Source organism: Shewanella sp. GD03713 (genome assembly GCF_029843705.1).
GTDB lineage: Bacteria > Pseudomonadota > Gammaproteobacteria > Enterobacterales > Shewanellaceae > Shewanella.
Window position 1 is genome coordinate 1,774,477 of the sequence record NZ_JAOCIW010000001.1, and the last position, 15,909, is coordinate 1,790,385.

Sequence of the window (15,909 nt, forward strand, 5' to 3'; positions counted from 1 at the left end):
TGGAAATAAGTGTCAACTTATTTCAGGACGAGACATATTAGTACATTAGAGCAGCATTGCTTATTGAGCGTTAAATTGCTGACCGTTAATTTCGCTAGAATCTTGCCCCATTAAATAGAGGTAAGTTGGCATGATTTCTTCGGCCGTTTTTAAATCTAATGGATTTTCGGCAGGGTATGCTTTAGCACGCATTTCGGTGCGAGTCGCGCCTGGGTTAATGCTGTTAACGCGTACAGACGTGCCATCACATTCGTGGGCGAGTACTTGCATCATGCCTTCGGTAGCAAATTTAGAGAAGGCATAGGGCCCCCAGTAAGCGCGGCCCTGACGGCCAACACTGCTTGAGGTAAAGATAATCGAAGCAGTGGGTGCTTGGCGCATAATAGGCAACAGAGCCTTGGTCAGCATGACCTGTGAGGTAACGTTGACTTTAAGTACATCTTCGAGTGATGGAATATCGATGTGTTCAAACGGGCCTAAGGCGCCGAGTAAACTGGCGTTGTGCAGCAAACCATCTAAGTGACCAAACTGCTCGCCAATGGTTTCGGCCATATCGCGGTAGTTTTGTTCGGTCGCACCTTTTAAATCCAATGGCACGATCGCTGGAGTTGGGTAACCAGCCTGTTCGATAACGTCGTATACGGCTTCGAGTTTTTTGACGGTTTTACCGAGTAAAATCACGGTGGCACCGTGTTTGGCAAATTCAATGGCCGCCGCGCGACCGATACCTGCGCCAGCGCCTGTCACCAGTATGGTTTTACCTTTGAGTAAATCTTTTGCTGCTTGATATTCCAACATGAGCCTTTTATTCCTCTTGGCGAAAATGCCCGCCACTTCTAGAGTCGCCGAATTGCTAAACGCATGTTTCAAACAAATGAATGAAACTTTGTTATAAATAGCTAAAATGTTTGTGACAAACTTGTGGCTAACTCAATATTTTTACGTTAACTTGAAATGAGTTAGGGGCTAACATAAGCCCTATTAGTCATAGCTTTTGCGCTATTGTGACTAATTTCTTGGGGAAAACAAAACTATTACAACAAGATTTGGGGAAAAAAAATGAAAAGACTCATTTTGTGTGTTGCGATTGCATCAGCACTGGGCCTCACAGGATGTGGCGAGGACAGTTATAACGAACTCAAGGATAAGACAGACCCGCTCATCCCTGAATCCCGTATTGCAATTGGATTTGATCCAGGAAATAAGACTTCACCAGTTTTATCTACTCCGAATGATCTAATATTTAATGGTACTGTTGACGGTACATTAAATATGCCTAAAGAAGAGGTTGATGGCACTAGTGATTACACTGATCCTCAAATGGCTTTAGGCGCTTTAGATGGCTGGTCTACGACTTCCCCAATTTCTATTCCAATTGATGATAAGACGTTTGTTCACACAGGTGTAAAACTTACTTTAGACGAAACCACTGTGAGTTTACCCGGTGCTGTTAGAATGTTTGAAGCCACTGTCGGTGGTCCTTTATCATCTGACCCTGAATGTAAACAAAAACCATCGGTTTCGGCTTGTAAAATCGGGAGCGAATTACAATTTGGAGTAGACTTTGTTTCTAAAGCTGTCGGTAAGCAGATTGTTATCATTCCAATTAAGCCATTGAAAGCAGGTCAATCATATATTTATGCTACAACTGACGTAATCAGAGACTCAGAAGGTGAATCATTAGTTGCTTCTAGCACTTATAAAGCGGTTCGAATGGATGCTGATACATTAGGCTTACCTTTACCAGAACAAAAGTCTCTACAGATTTTGATTAATAGTTATGAAAAAGGCATAGCTGCGGCTCATAATGTTGATTTATCGACTATCAGTTTTACTGGCTTATTCACCACACAATCTGTCGTTAACGTCTATGAAACCACTAAACTATTGATGGTACAGCCAGGGTCTCCCTATGCGCCAAGTTTTGTCCAAATGCCAACGCCTTTAGGCATAACTGTTGCACAAGCGGTGGGATTAACGGACTTAAATAGTGCTGCCTTTAAAGCCGCTAATTTAGCCGATGTGTATTCGGCTACAATTAAACTGCCGATATACGGTGACTGTTCTTCGGTTAGTTGTTTATCAACAGAAGGCAAACCATTAATTAACGGTCATTGGAAAGCACAAGGCGATAGCCCTGTCTCTGTACTATTAGCTTTGCAAGCAGGCACACTCAGCCAGAGTAATTTTGCGATGCAAGCCGTAGCCAATGGTATTGCGAATCCTGCTGATGCGTTAGCCAATCCGTCTCTAATGGCGGGTAAAACTTGGTTGTTAGACGATGGTACAGCGGTAGATAAAACTAAGCATCTGACTAAGTTCAATCCAATTCCAGCGATTAAAGGATATGAAACCGTACCTGTACTGATTTCAATCCCTAATGCAGCTAAATTGGCAGCGTTGTACAATAATCCTGAGCTAGCGACTGCGCCATTGGCTGGCTGGCCAACGACGATTGCGCTGCATGGTTTAGGCGGCGGTAAGGAAATGTCATTAGCCTATGCGGGCAGTTATGCCGCCATGGGGGTGGCAACGGTGGCCATTGATATGCCTTTACATGGTGCCCGCTCGTTTGATGCTAACAACGATGGTATTTATGAAGTCACTGCGACAGATCCCTCGTTCCCTGCTCCTTCAGATAAACCTGATGCCTTTAAAAATGGTAATCCACTCGTCTTCGTGAATATCTCAAGCACGCTGTCGGTGCGGGATAACTTCCGTCAGGCCACCATGGATCACCTTGGCGTACGTTTAGCCTTAACAGGTTTAGCGCAGGGGCTTGCACAGGCGGGTCAACCACAGGTATTCGATATTTCCAAGATTAGTGCGCAGGGCTTAAGTTTAGGTGCGATTGTCGGCACCGACTTTGCGACTTATGCCAGCACGGGCATGAAAAATCCAAGCACGGGCGAAGCGCTACCTAACCCTTATGCCATCAATGCGGTCTCTCTGGCAGCACCAGCGGGTGGTTTAGCGGGCGCGTTTGCCGGTTCTGCGACCTTTGGCCCAGTGCTGTTTAGCAATGTGACTGCCTCATCGACGTTCCAAGCATTAGTGGATAAAGCCAATACTGCGGGATACGAGCCAGGCAGCCCAGAATATGCGGCCTTAGTACAAGGGGTTTATGCGCAGTTTATTCCAACCTTTGCCTTTGCGGTGCAAACGGCGGTGGATTCGGCGGATCCGGTTAACCATGCAGGTATGTTGAAAGCAACGGGATTACCCGTGCACTTAATCGAAATCGCGGGTGATGGTAACGGTAACTTAGCTGACCAAGTGTTACCTAATCGCGTCGATAACTTCCCGCTCTCAGGCACTGAGCCGTTGATCTCGGCAATCGGTCTGCCTTGTGTGGATGCAACCACCAAAGGTTCTGGTGCGGTGCGTTTTGCTAAGGGGCACCATAGCTCAATTGTTGACCCAAGTGAGAAGAGTTCAACGGATGGTATGGCTGCCGCGGCAACCGTTGAGATGCAGACGCAAGTGGCGACCTATGCTTCTACCGCAGGTAAAGGTGAAGCGACGATTTTCGTCACCGATCCAAGCGTGATTGCGACCTGTTCTAACTAGTCGCGTGTAAAATCCTAAAAACCCAGCCTTTGCTGGGTTTTTTTATGGCGCTTTAGACTGTTAGAATAGCGCGCACTAAACCGGATCACCTTAGGCCCCAACGGAGAGTACTTTGGAATTTCTATACGAATATGGCATGTTTTTAGCGAAAGCCGTGACAATAGTGGTTGCGCTTGTTGCTGTGATTATTGTGGTGCTCGCGTCCACGGTGAAGCACAAATCGGATAAAGGTGAACTGAGGATCACCAATCTTTCAGAAGAACTGGAAGAGCTTAAACACAGCTTGAAGGAAGAACTGCTGTCGAAGAAGCAGTTTAAAGCCTACGAAAAACAGCTGAAAGCGGACGAAAAGGCGAAGGAAAAAGCGGCCGAAGAAGACAGCAAAGGCAAAGTTTTTGTTATTGATTTTAAAGGCAGTATTGATGCCGCCGAAGTAGCTTCACTGCGGGAAGAAATCAGCGCGATTTTAACCATTGCCGAAAAGGGCGACGAAGTGGTGGTGAATGTCGAAAGTGGCGGTGGCATGGTGCATGGCTACGGTCTGGCCTCTAGCCAGCTTGACCGTCTGCGTCAGGCCGAAATCCCATTAACGATTTGCGTGGATAAGGTCGCTGCCAGCGGTGGTTATATGATGGCCTGTGTGGCAAACAAAGTGTATGCCGCGCCATTCGCCATCGTAGGTTCAATCGGTGTCGTTGCCCAGTTGCCTAACTTCAACCGTTTATTGAAGAAACATGAAATCGACTACGAGCAACACACGGCCGGTGATTTTAAGCGCACCTTAACCGTGTTTGGCGAAAATACTGACGAAGGCAGACAGAAGTTCCAACAGGAGCTGGAAGAAACCCATGTGTTGTTTAAAGCTTTCGTGAGCAAGTATCGTCCTCAGCTCGATTTGGCTAAGGTGGCCACGGGCGAACATTGGTACGGTCAACAGGCGATTGAATTAGGTCTTATCGATGCGATTTCAACCAGTGATGATGTGTTAATGCAGTTAGCTGGCGAACGTACTGTGTACAAGTTGCGCTACCAAGTCCGTAAGAAGTTGGCAGATAAAATCGCCCATGGTGCGTCTTTATCGGTAAATGCGATTTTTAATCGATTAGTTGAGAAAAATCGTCCCATGTAAGCCGACGAGTTAACTCAATCCTGATGAAAACGCCTGCGAATATGCAGGCGTTTTTGTTTTGTCCGAGCGCGAAATAAAATAATACATTTTTTTAACATTAAGTTTGGTTTAAGACTATTCAAAATAAGCGAGATCTTATACAACTAATCACCTAGGGAATTAAAAGCTGAACAAATCAAATTAAGGATTTTCCATGTTACAGCGCGTCGACTACAAGACGAACCTGATGGTAGGTGATCAAACCTATCCCGCATTTGAGCTACGTAATATTCTCGATTTTATTGCCTCGCAGTTAGGCGAAAACGCCTTACAGCAAGTCTGTGAACATATCGGCGTTGGCCTAGCAGAGCTCAATCATTGCCAGTTTGTGTTTGTGTGGCAGGTGGAGTATGCGATGGAGTTTTTACGCTTGCAGGGCGGCGACCCCGATATCGGCACTAAATTAGGCCTAAGCTATCGGGTGAGTAGTTTAGATGTGCTCTTGCCCCATCTCGCGCAGTTAACGTCTCTACAGGCCTGCCTGCAGTTTGTGGTCAATCATCCCCAACTGGTTGGTAGTTTTACCGATACCTTAGTGCGCCTAGAAGAAGACTGTGTTTGCATTCGTTGGCTCAATACTGGCCGTATCGACAAAGCACAATATGGATTTCAATTTCTGCACAGCATAGGTTCGCTGTTAGGGCTGGCGAGAGAGCTCACGGGGGAGGCGATAACGCTTAGGCAAATTCATTTGGCAGAACCTGTCCGCGATGAGCGTTTTTTAACTCAGGCAACGGGGGCTAGGGTGCAGTTTAATTGCGAATATTACGAATGGAGCATTTCCCTCACCCATCTCGCGCTTGCCATCCAGTATCCTTTCCCTGCCTACGCCGAAAAGACCGCTTCGGTATCAACCACATCCTTTATCGAAACCGTGCTGGCGGCAATCAATGAACATTTTCCCCAAGTGCTCCATTTAGATGACATGGCGACGCAACTGCATATTAGCGAACGCAGCTTTCGGCGTAAGCTGGCACAGCTTGGCTCGAGTTATCAACGTTTAGTCGATCAGGTGCGTTGCCAAAGGGCGGTCGAGTTGATTTTAGCTAACGAGTTGGATATTGAGGCGATTGCCGAGACCTTAGGCTACAGCGATGTCAGCCATTTCCGTCAATCCTTTAAGCATTGGATTGGCCATCCGCCAGGGTATTTTAGCAGGCTAAATGGTGGGTAAAGGGAAGAGTGAAAGCGCTAATTAACAATTAACGCTTTGGTCTGTCGTCAAATATCACTCACACTCACTTTAAAGAACTTGGTTTTTTCGGATAGTTGTTTGAATTTCCAAGGCGGGTTAATTACCGTGATGTTTTTTATACCGAGCTTTGTTAAGTCATCTAATGAATAGTACCAGCCAATGTACTCTTCAGAATCATTTTGCTTTTGATACAAGGGACTTTGACCTAAATAGGTTATTTTTTGACTGACACCAACCTTAGTGAAAAACTCAGCTTCTCTGGACGTTGTTGTCTTCATATACGCGGTGAAGCTATCTCTGGCTGCTTTTTGTTGGCTCTCGGGTAAAGTTTTTAGGTATTCTTCCGTTGCTTCCTCCATCCCAGTGACACCGCCATGAAAACCAATAACAGCATGATTGGATATACGGCGCTTATGAGCTGAAGAGAATACATAATTAGCACAAGAAGATAGACAGTATTCGGTAACCTCGACGCCAAGATTATTGTTAAAAATAATCTCGCCTAAATCCATTCCTCGATTGACTTCACCTCCCTTGCTTTTAATTGATACCCACTCGATTTGGTGAGGATTGTTATCAATCAATGAGATAAGTTTTTGATTGGCTTCCTCAGAGAGTGCTCCCTCGTAGAAAACCGTATTATCTTTTAAGTTAACTTGGGTTTGTTCTTCTGCACTGGCATTAGAAAACGCGACAAAAAACAAGGTGAAAAATATAGTCTTACGCATGCCGCCTCCATTTGGCATTTAACTGAGTATTACCCATCCCTATCAGTAAACTAATCTAGAAAGGATTTATAGTTGGAATGAACATTCCAACTGGACAGTAAGTTAGCATCATTATCTAACCTGGTTCAATCAGTGGCGATTGGTAATAAGCAAGTTTCTTACTGAACATGTCTAAGTACAATTCCCTAAACTCGGTGCCAGCGAATCTATCCATTGACGAATTAATTCCACGCCTTCTTGGTGCTCAAGGTTGCGACCAATGGGCGGCATGCGATCTTTAGGTTCTGACAGCGTTTGGCGATAGAGCAAAATCGAGTGGTCAGCATTGCCGGGAACGATATCGTAATCGAGTCCTTTAGGGCCACCATCCCACCCCGGTGGTTGTTTGCAGATCCCATATTGATAACTGGTATGGTCGATATAAAACCCAAGGCGTAAGCCGGAGATGCTGGCATAGCCTTTGGCGCTGTGGCAATGGGCGCAGTTAACATCTAAATAGCCCTTAGCACGGCTGGTTAAATCGGCTTGGAGGTTGTCTATGGCATAGGTTTTAGCGACTTGGTTTAACTCGGGTAACTGCTCCAGCTTGCCTTGCTTAGCCCAGAGGCTGAGTTGATTGACGCTTTGCCCTTGGTCGATGATATCGCGATTCAATAGATGGGCTTTAAGGCCAATCGGAATGATTTGGCTGCTGTTGTCTTGATTGATTTGGTGGCAAATTTTGCACTCGGCGCGGCTCGGAATGTTGTAATCAAAGCTTTGGTTTTGGCCTTGATTAATCAGGGTATGATGCACGCTTGCGCCCGCGGTAAGCAGCTTTGTCTCCCCTTGTTGCCATTGATAAACCAAACTCGTCCAGCCTTGGGAGCGTTTTATCAATAGCCGTGTTTCAATAAGGGTTTCGTTGGCTATGCCTGTGATAGCCGTATCCAGTGGCAGAGCAAAGGTTTTGACCAGCACGGCGCCAGTTGGAAACTCGAATGCCTCCTGCGCTTGGTATTGGATGCTGCTGCCGGCGGGTAAATAGATAAAGCGGTATTTACTGGCGTAATTAGAAAACAGCTGTGTGGCGAGCTGATAACCAAATCCCGGTGCTTGCGGCTGCGCGGTAGGGTTTGCGGGGTCGATAAAGAGCCCATATTGACTTAATTCTGGGCAGTCCTCTGCCATTAAGGCGGGCCAGTTAACTTGCCCAGTTGTATTCACACACAAACTAGTGGGCGTTGTCGGTACAGTTGGTGTTGTCGGCGGAGTCGGCGTTTGGCCATTATCGCTGCTTTGGCTGTCACCGCCGCCACAGGCGGTTACTAGGGTCGTTAGGCTGCAGATTGCGATGAGTGTTAGGCGGTTTTTCATTGGATTATCCGCTCTTTAAGCTGTTGCTTGAAATAAGAAGGCCTAAGTCGGCCTTCTCTGTCAGGGTGTTGCTCTATTTTGGAGTGCTAAACAAGTGGGTGATTGCAAGCCTGCTTTCACCCATTGTTGCCGTTAACGCTAGTGCGAGCAGCTTGCCGCAGGCAGGCGTTTAATCCATTCGCTGATCAGCGCCACGCCTTCATCATGGGATAGGCTGCGACCGATTTCAGGCATACGATCGCCCGGGGTCGTACTTTGCATTCTAAAGTGCATGATGGACTCAGCGGCATTGCCAGGCACGACGTCGAAACCTAAGTTTCCACCGCCATAGGCGACTGGCGATTTACAGGTACCGTGGGAGAAACCTGCATCATCGCTGTAGCCACGCCAGTATTCGAGTTTAAGGCCGGTGTTAGAGGCGTTGCCCTCGGGTCTATGGCAATGGGCGCAGTTGATGTCGAGATAACCTTTAGCCGTTTGCATTAATGCGGTATCGCTTAAGCTTGCGACTGTGGCTTCATCACCATCGTGGTAGGCGGGCACTTGTGGTACTTGGCTCAGGTTCGGTAATCCCTGCAAAATACCTAGGCTTTCCCATTTCAGCAGTTGGTTCATGGTGCCATCTTGATAGCTGTAGTTGCGGTTTAAATGGCGCGCCTTAGGACCAATAGGCACAAACACGGCGTTGCTGTTGTCATCGGCCTTAAACTGGTGACACTGCTTACATTGGTTCATGCTCGGGACCATGTAATTAAAGGTGAGGCTTTCTCCTTTATGGCTTAAGGTTTGACTGCTAATCGCACCGGCTTTCGCCAGCGTCGCATCTGTCTTATCGGCATTCCACACATAGGGCAGGGCGCTCCAACCCGTTGGACGATGGATCAGCAAACGGGTTTCAATCAAACTCTCGTTACTGCTCCCACGCTTACTGGTATCGCTTGGCAAGGCAAAGGTTTTGACGATAACGCTACCCACTGGGAAATCAAACGCTTCGTTTTCGGAGTAACTGGCTTTTTGTCCCGAAGGCAAATAGACAAAGCGGTATTTACTGGCGTAGTCGGTAAAGAGCTGAGTGTTAAGATCGTAAGGGACACCGCCCGAATTAGGCCCTGCCGTAGGGTTTTTGGCATCGCTGAACAGATTGTAATCCGACAGTTTAGGGCAGTTTGCTTTTAGCAGTGCATCCCAACTGACGTTTGAACCCGTCGCCTGACAAAGACTTTGGTCACCATCACCCACTAAACCACCTTCGCCTTCACCGATAGTGCCCCCGCCGCCAACGAGCACGCCGCCATCACAGCCCGCGGTATTATCGTCAACCCCGCAGCCAAACACTTGGCCCGCGAAGGTGACTGTGTGCACGGGTAGGCTCACCTGGGTACATTTCAGCAGGTTGTTCTGGGTCTTCTCGTATTGCACATCGGCGATGCTGATGTCGGTGTTGCTGTTGGCATAGAGTCTGCCGTAGGACACATCACCGTTATCACTGGCGCAGACGTTATCGCTACCATCTGTGGCAAAGGGTGCCTCTTTCAAACCTAGGTAAGCGGCGGTGCCGTTATTGGCAAGCATTTCCCCTAAGCCGTCGTAGAGCACGCCGGGCAAGGTACCGTGACTGATGACATACGCACGGATAATATCTTGAATTAAATAACCTTTAGGCTTACTACCATAGTCAGTGATCACGTTGTCGTGCAAGTAAATATTGCGCGGCACTGGGCGCCAACCGTCTTCAATGGCTTGACCTGGTTGACCATAGTTGCCGACAAAGGAGGTCATATCGGGTTCTGCAATAAAGAAGCTGCTGACAGTCACCCCTAAGGTGTCGTGATGGGTAATTTCGTTATTGAAGATTTCCACATCGGCGGTCGACAGCACAATCACCCCTGTCCCCGGCGGCACTATATGCACACCAGCTGGGTTGGCCGAGGCGTTGGCGAAGTTAGGCGTGTTGTTGTCATACACTTTGTTGTTGAAAATCCGCACACTAGAGCCGTATCTGTGGTTATTGATTGGCAAGTCGAACACTAAAATCCCGCCAGTGTTGCCCATGGCTTCGTTGTCATACACATCGGCATACTTAGAGTTTTCGACTTCGATCCCCGCAACGTTTTCCTTGGCGATATTGCGGCGCACCACAATATATTGGGATTGGCCCACATAAATGCCCGCATCGGCACTGCCGCGGACATAGCTGTCTTCAATCAAAATGTTTTCACACTCAACGGGATACAGACCATAGGCGCCGTTATCTTTGTCGAGCTCACCTTCCCACACCGCCCCCACGCGGCGCAGTATGATGCCATTGGTATTTTTAAGCTTGATGCCGTTGTTTTTGGCTTCATTGACCGACAGATCTTGAATGGTAATGTTCAGCGCATTTTGCACGAAAATCCCATCCCCCGAGTTGGCTTGGGCGAAATTGAGGATAGTGTCCTTCATCCCGTAGCCCATGATAGTGACGTTTTTGGCATAACTGCCATCCCCATCCACGTCGCCATCGAACAGTAATGTCGAATCGATATTAAAGGTGCCCTTTGGTAGCACAATCACAGCGCCACTTTGCGCGTTGATTAAGGCTTCTTGAATACGGGTGGTGAGATTATCCCCCGGTAGGATCTTGATGGCGCCTTCGGGGAAGGTGGGGCCCGTTTCAGGGGGTTGAACTACGGGTGGCGTGACGACCTCTGGTGCTGGATCATCGTCAGAAAAACAACCCGTGAGATTAAAAGCCATCAGTAGGGCGACCCCAGTTGGCATCAGCCAATTCGCCTTACTTTGAACTTTATTCCTGTGGGAGTTGCTTGGCCAAAGGTGGCGTGGTGTCGCCTTAACGCCCTTCTTCGCCAGTGGGTGTGTCGTCTTGTTGAACATAGGTGCTCCTGCTTTTTGTTATTATTTCGTTAACAGAATGCGCTAGGAGCAGCAAAAGGCAATGTGAAATATGGCCAAAATGGTGCAAGTCATCGCTGCGGTAAAGGGAGATGGTTTTACGCGACTCGCTTTAAGCTCAACATTCTTATCCCAAAATATGGGGGAGTGGTTGGGGGGAACTGAATACCCTTAATGGTGTTTTTATCTTCAGATAAGGCGGTTGGATATTATTAATGCAAATTAAAACATACTTGTTACAAGATGAATAAAACATCATCTAGTTAACGCTTAATTTGATTGCCACTCAAAAATCACTATGTTAAAAATCTTTCGCTAAAACAGTGCTTAATAATAAATTAAAGTTAATTCAGATTTAATGCTTTATCCATAATAGTCATTAACCTTGATTTGCCCCTTAACAATATGTGGAGATGAAAATGGGGAGACGCATTCGGGTGATTATTAGCTTACTAATATTCACAGTCTCGTTATTGCTTTTGTATAACCTTGAGCAGGATTATCAACTAAATGATATTTTGGCTGAGGTTAAATTATTTTCATTTTCACAGCTTGCGCTTGCCGTTGCATTGACTGTGACAAGCTACTTAATCTTGTCCTTGTATGATTATCTTGCGATTAAACAACTTGGCTCATCATTAAGCTATCAAAAGGTCGCTCCCGTTTCATTTTTAGCCTTTACCTTTTCCAATACCATAGGATTTTCATTACTCACAGGCACTTCGATACGCTATAAGTTTTATTCAGAGTTAGGGTTAAGCGGTAATCAGATAACTCAAATAGTGCTCGCCTGCTCGGTGACTTTTTTCCTTGGGTTATTCTTCATTTGTGGTATCGCGCTGATTAACTTCCCGGCGCAACAACTGGCTGATTTGCCGTTGCCTACGTGGTTATTTTCCTTAAGCCGCGTGTTTGGTGTTCTGATGCTGCTCGGTGTCATAGGGTATTTTCTGTTTAGTCTTTGGCGTAAAAAACCGATTTATTTTCGTGGGTTTGAGTTTGCGCCTCCCATACTGTCTCAGTCGTTGAAGCAGTTTGTGGTCTCGACACTCGATTGGTTAGTCGTGGGAACATTATTCTATTCCCTGCTGCCTGCGGTAGATGGATTAAATTACCTTCAAGTGCTCAGTATTTTCTTTGTGGCGAATGCCATCGGGGTGCTTGCCCATGTGCCTGGAGGGATTGGTGTTTTTGAATCTGTGGTTACAGTGACCTTATCCCAGTATTTACCCGTTGAACAAATATTGGGCTCGGTGATTGTGTATCGGGTCATTTATTATATTGTGCCTTTTATGCTGGCCCTGATTTATTTTGTGGCGGGTTTAGTATTAAGTAATAAGGATAAATTATCTAAGATAAATATTGATTTACATATTGTCAGGCAGTTATTGCCACCACTATTAAGCATTAGTGTGTTTTCCGTCGGTTTGGTTTTATTGCTGTCAGTGGTTAACCCTTCCATTATGCATAAATATCATTGGCTAGGGGAGATAGTGCCGCTGCCGATTGTCGAATTGTCGAGCTTAATATTGAGTGCTAGTGGTATTTTGTTGCTGTTATTATCCCATGGCTTGTTTAAGCGTTATCAAAAAGCCCTTGTACTCACGCAAAAACTGTTATTAGTAGCCATTGTTTTTATTGTGCTTAAAGGCGCTGAATGGCAGATTTCCCTAGCACTCGGTCTTATCTATTTATTAATGCTGCCCTGTGAACAGGTGTTTTATCGCCAAGGTTCGATTGTGGGCGTTAAATATTCCTTCGGCTGGTTATTATCCCTCGCCGCGGCGTTATTTTTGATGGTGTGGGTGTTGTTTTTTGCCTACCAAGATGTGGATTATGACCATTCGCTCTGGTTAACCTTCTCGCAGGATAGCCATGTGTCCCGCGCGTTACGGGGTGGTGCGATAGCCCTCGTGATTCTGCTCGGCTTTGCCATTCGTTATGTGCTTGCGGTGCGAAAACCTCATACCAGTCGCCTAGATAGCTCGACCTTGAGCTGCGCCATGGAGATTGTTGCTGATGCGCCGAGTAGCCATGGTTATCTCGCCTTAGTACAAGATAAATCGCTGTTATTTAATGAAGATAAAGATGCCTTCTTAATGTATGCCCGCGCCGGACATTGCTGGGTGGTGATGGGCGATCCTATCGGTAATCAAGATAAATTTGATGATCTCCTGTGGCAGTTTCGCGAGCTGTGTGACGCCTACGATGGTTGGCCAGTGTTTTATCAAGTGACGCAAAAGTATTTACCCCACTTTTTAGAGCAAGGGTTGAGCCTTTATAAACTCGGTGAAGAGGCCATAGTGTCCTTGGCGGAATTTGAGTTGCAGTCGAGTAAGTATCGCAGTTTGCGGCAGAGCCATGCCAAGGCATTAAGGGAAGGCTTGAGCTTTAAAGTTGTCGATGCCAGTGAAGTGCAGAGTCTATTGCCAACATTAGAGGCTATTTCAACCAGTTGGCTTAAAGCCAAACAGGGGCGAGAGAAGGGATTTTCGGTTGGTTATTTCTCCGCCGCTTACCTGTGCGCCACGCCAATGGCCTTAGTGTATTTGAATGGCGAGCTGGTGGCCTTTTCCAATGTGTGGGCCAGTGCCGCCAAAATGGAGTTCTCCGTTGATTTGATGCGTTATCTGCCGAATTTATCGGGTAGTAATATAATGGACTTTTTGTTTACTGAGCTATTGCTTTGGGGCAAACAGCAAAAATATCAACAGTTTAATCTTGGCATGGCGCCCATGTCTGGATTGACCGATAGAGCCTTGGTACCGTTTTGGACCAAGCTTGCCAAAACGGTTTATAAGAAGGGGAATAAATTTTACAACTTTCAGGGGCTTAGAAGGTATAAGGATAAGTTTAATCCAAGATGGGAAGCTAAGTATTTGATTTGTTATGGCGGGCTATCTTTACCCGTAGTGGTGGGTAGTTTGGTGACCTTAACGAGTCGTGGTGCAACTGGCGTATTTAAAAAGTAGGTGCGAGATGACGAAATCCTTAATCAAGATACTGAGCGTTTTACTTTTATGTTCAACTGCTAACGCCTTTGCCGATGAGTTTGCCGATAATCTGGGGCTAACCTTGTTGCCTGTCGAACCATCAACTCAGGTAAATGCTGCCTCATCCCATACCAAACCACCGTTGGTGATTTTTTTGAGTGGCGATGGCGGTTGGGCGACCCTTGATAAAGCCGTTGGGGGCATTTTACAGCAGCAAGGCTGGCCTGTGGTCGGCTGGAGCTCGCTGAAATACTATTGGAAACAAAAAGATCCTAAAGATGTCACCCAAGATACCTTAGCCATAATCGACAAGTACCAGGCGGAATTTGGCACGCAAAAAGTGATTTTGATTGGTTATTCCTTTGGGGCCGAAGTTATCCCCTTTGTGCTAAATGAGATGCCCGCGCGGTATCGGAAGAATGTCTTGGGGGCTGTGCTGCTCTCTCCTTCACAATCCTCGGATTTTGAAATCCACGTGAGCGAGATTGTCACCTCGGATAATCAATCGGCCCGTTACTTAACCTTGCCCGAAGTGAACAAACAGACCACTGTGCCTATGCTTTGCCTCTATGGTAAAGAGGACGATGCGCCGCTGCATTTATGCCCAGAGGTCAAGCAGCCCAATGTCACTGTGATGGAGTTAAGCGGTGGCCACAGTTTTGACGATGATTACGATAAAGTGGTCAAGCTGATAAAAGGTTGGCTAAAGCCAATTTAGCGCGCTTTTGAGCATGGCATCCTACGACCCTAATGCTTTGGAATAAAACATAAAAAGGGCGCAGATGCGCCCTTTGTTTTAGGTTGTACTACAGCGAATGACTAGAGCTGATAGCTAATGTGCTGGTGGAAGCGCACCACGAGATCTTCACGCTCTGGATCTAGCCCAATCTCGGCGGCAAAGGTTTTCAGTGCGGCTTCGACGTTATTCATAAAACGGCCATAGCCGGAGTCATCACAGTCCTTGGCGCCCGCGACGATAGTAAAATGCGCGGCTTCGACTAGGTTGTCGGCATCCCAGCGGCGGATCACTTGTTGCTCGGTTGCGTTAGGGTCAAAACCGATCATTTGTACTTCGGCCTTGCTGTCGAGTTTCTCAAACTTACTGTTCCGCACTAAGGGGGTTAAGCCGTTGGCGATCATAGCCAATCGCGTTAATTGCTTATTAGCTGCGGCCTTGAGGAAGTTATCTTCAAGATGTTGATATAACGGGCTAAAGTCCGTTGCGGAGTCGGGTAGTAACCCTTGTTTGAGTTTGCGACTCAGCGGCAGGCTGACGGTGACATAGGTGAGTGAGCTAACATTTTCCGGCAGGTCACATTTTCTGGCCTTGTATCTTGGGGCAATGGCTCTGAGTTTATAGCCGTAGGTTTCTTTATTACCTTTTGATTTAGCAAATAAATCATAGGATAAATGCTGATGGTCGCGGATCTTCACTTTGAGATCTTTAATCGGCAGCTTAGGCATTAATTCGTTTAGGAGTTCTCGTACTCGGGTATGGAAATTGGCCGAGTTGCTGCGGATCTCATCGCCAGTCGCTAAAAACACAATACGCAGTTTGCGGGCGCGGTAGTTATCCTCGGTGAACAGGTTTTGTGCCTCGTGATAGGCAGGATTGTAAAAAAACAGAATTTGTTCAGCGGTTTGGAAACAATAGGCTTCGGTGTGGTAACGCACGACTGGCAGTTTATCGTTAGTGATCACATGAACGTTACGGAGATCGTGTTGTTCTGCCAAGTTAAAAATAATGCGGCTTAAGGTTTGATAACAGCTATGGTAATCGGGGTATTGCGCCAGTAATTCATCCGTGACTTTAATTTCGGCGGTGATGTACTGGTTGGTACGAGCTTCCTTGGGTATGTACACTTTTTGCTGATGGCTAAGGGACATATTGACTCCTTGTTGGGTTAACCATTTGCTAACACGAATTTTACTGTTTATCTCAGGCGTTAATGTTGCGTTGGAGCATGTTTTTATCGCTTAAATGCAACTTTACATCAGCAAGCTGTT

10 protein-coding genes are annotated in these 15,909 nt (G+C 46.6%); 5 read left to right on the forward strand and 5 right to left on the reverse strand.

Annotation, left to right across the window (positions count from 1 at the left end; all coding sequences use genetic code 11):
* Positions 1-60 precede the first annotated feature (60 nt).
* The gene (locus N5E87_RS07975; RefSeq protein WP_109287439.1) at positions 61-798 is read right to left on the reverse strand and encodes a YciK family oxidoreductase; all 738 of its coding nucleotides are present in this window, start codon (positions 796-798) and stop codon (positions 61-63) included.
* A 261-nt stretch (positions 799-1,059) separates the two neighbouring features.
* Here N5E87_RS07975 and N5E87_RS07980 point away from each other — a divergent pair, with 261 nt between their 5' ends.
* From N5E87_RS07980 to N5E87_RS07990, 3 genes are all read left to right on the forward strand, one after another.
* On the forward strand, positions 1,060-3,570 hold the full coding sequence (locus N5E87_RS07980) for a VolA/Pla-1 family phospholipase (RefSeq protein ID WP_126512939.1): 2,511 nt from the start codon (positions 1,060-1,062) through the stop codon (positions 3,568-3,570).
* Between the two features lie 112 nt (positions 3,571-3,682).
* Positions 3,683-4,699, forward strand: a complete 1,017-nt coding sequence (gene sohB, locus N5E87_RS07985) for a protease SohB (RefSeq protein ID WP_109287437.1) — start codon at positions 3,683-3,685, stop codon at positions 4,697-4,699.
* 193 nt (positions 4,700-4,892) lie between these two features.
* Positions 4,893-5,912, forward strand: a complete 1,020-nt coding sequence (locus N5E87_RS07990; protein WP_279767928.1) for an AraC family transcriptional regulator — start codon at positions 4,893-4,895, stop codon at positions 5,910-5,912.
* Between the two features lie 47 nt (positions 5,913-5,959).
* Here N5E87_RS07990 and N5E87_RS07995 read toward each other — a convergent pair whose 3' ends face one another.
* From N5E87_RS07995 to N5E87_RS08005, 3 genes are all read right to left on the reverse strand, one after another.
* Entirely contained in the window at positions 5,960-6,661 is a 702-nt protein-coding gene (locus N5E87_RS07995) for a hypothetical protein (protein ID WP_126512941.1), read from the reverse strand.
* 171 nt (positions 6,662-6,832) lie between these two features.
* Entirely contained in the window at positions 6,833-8,017 is a 1,185-nt protein-coding gene (locus tag N5E87_RS08000) for an SO2930 family diheme c-type cytochrome (protein WP_126512942.1), read from the reverse strand.
* Between the two features lie 138 nt (positions 8,018-8,155).
* Positions 8,156-10,891, reverse strand: coding sequence for an SO2930 family diheme c-type cytochrome (locus N5E87_RS08005; protein WP_126512943.1), 2,736 nt, complete (start codon positions 10,889-10,891; stop codon positions 8,156-8,158).
* A 437-nt stretch (positions 10,892-11,328) separates the two neighbouring features.
* On the opposite strand from N5E87_RS08005, the gene mprF reads away from it, so the two are divergent.
* Entirely contained in the window at positions 11,329-13,881 is a 2,553-nt protein-coding gene (mprF, locus tag N5E87_RS08010) for a bifunctional lysylphosphatidylglycerol flippase/synthetase MprF (RefSeq protein WP_086903889.1), read from the forward strand.
* Between the two features lie 7 nt (positions 13,882-13,888).
* Positions 13,889-14,620 (forward strand): AcvB/VirJ family lysyl-phosphatidylglycerol hydrolase, encoded by a 732-nt coding sequence (locus N5E87_RS08015; RefSeq protein ID WP_086903890.1) that lies wholly within the window; start codon positions 13,889-13,891, stop codon positions 14,618-14,620.
* A gap of 101 nt (positions 14,621-14,721) precedes the next feature.
* Here N5E87_RS08015 and N5E87_RS08020 read toward each other — a convergent pair whose 3' ends face one another.
* Positions 14,722-15,789: a DUF3083 family protein gene (locus N5E87_RS08020; RefSeq protein ID WP_069455216.1), complete on the reverse strand. Its 1,068-nt coding sequence runs from the start codon at positions 15,787-15,789 to the stop codon at positions 14,722-14,724.
* Positions 15,790-15,909: the final 120 nt, after the last annotated feature.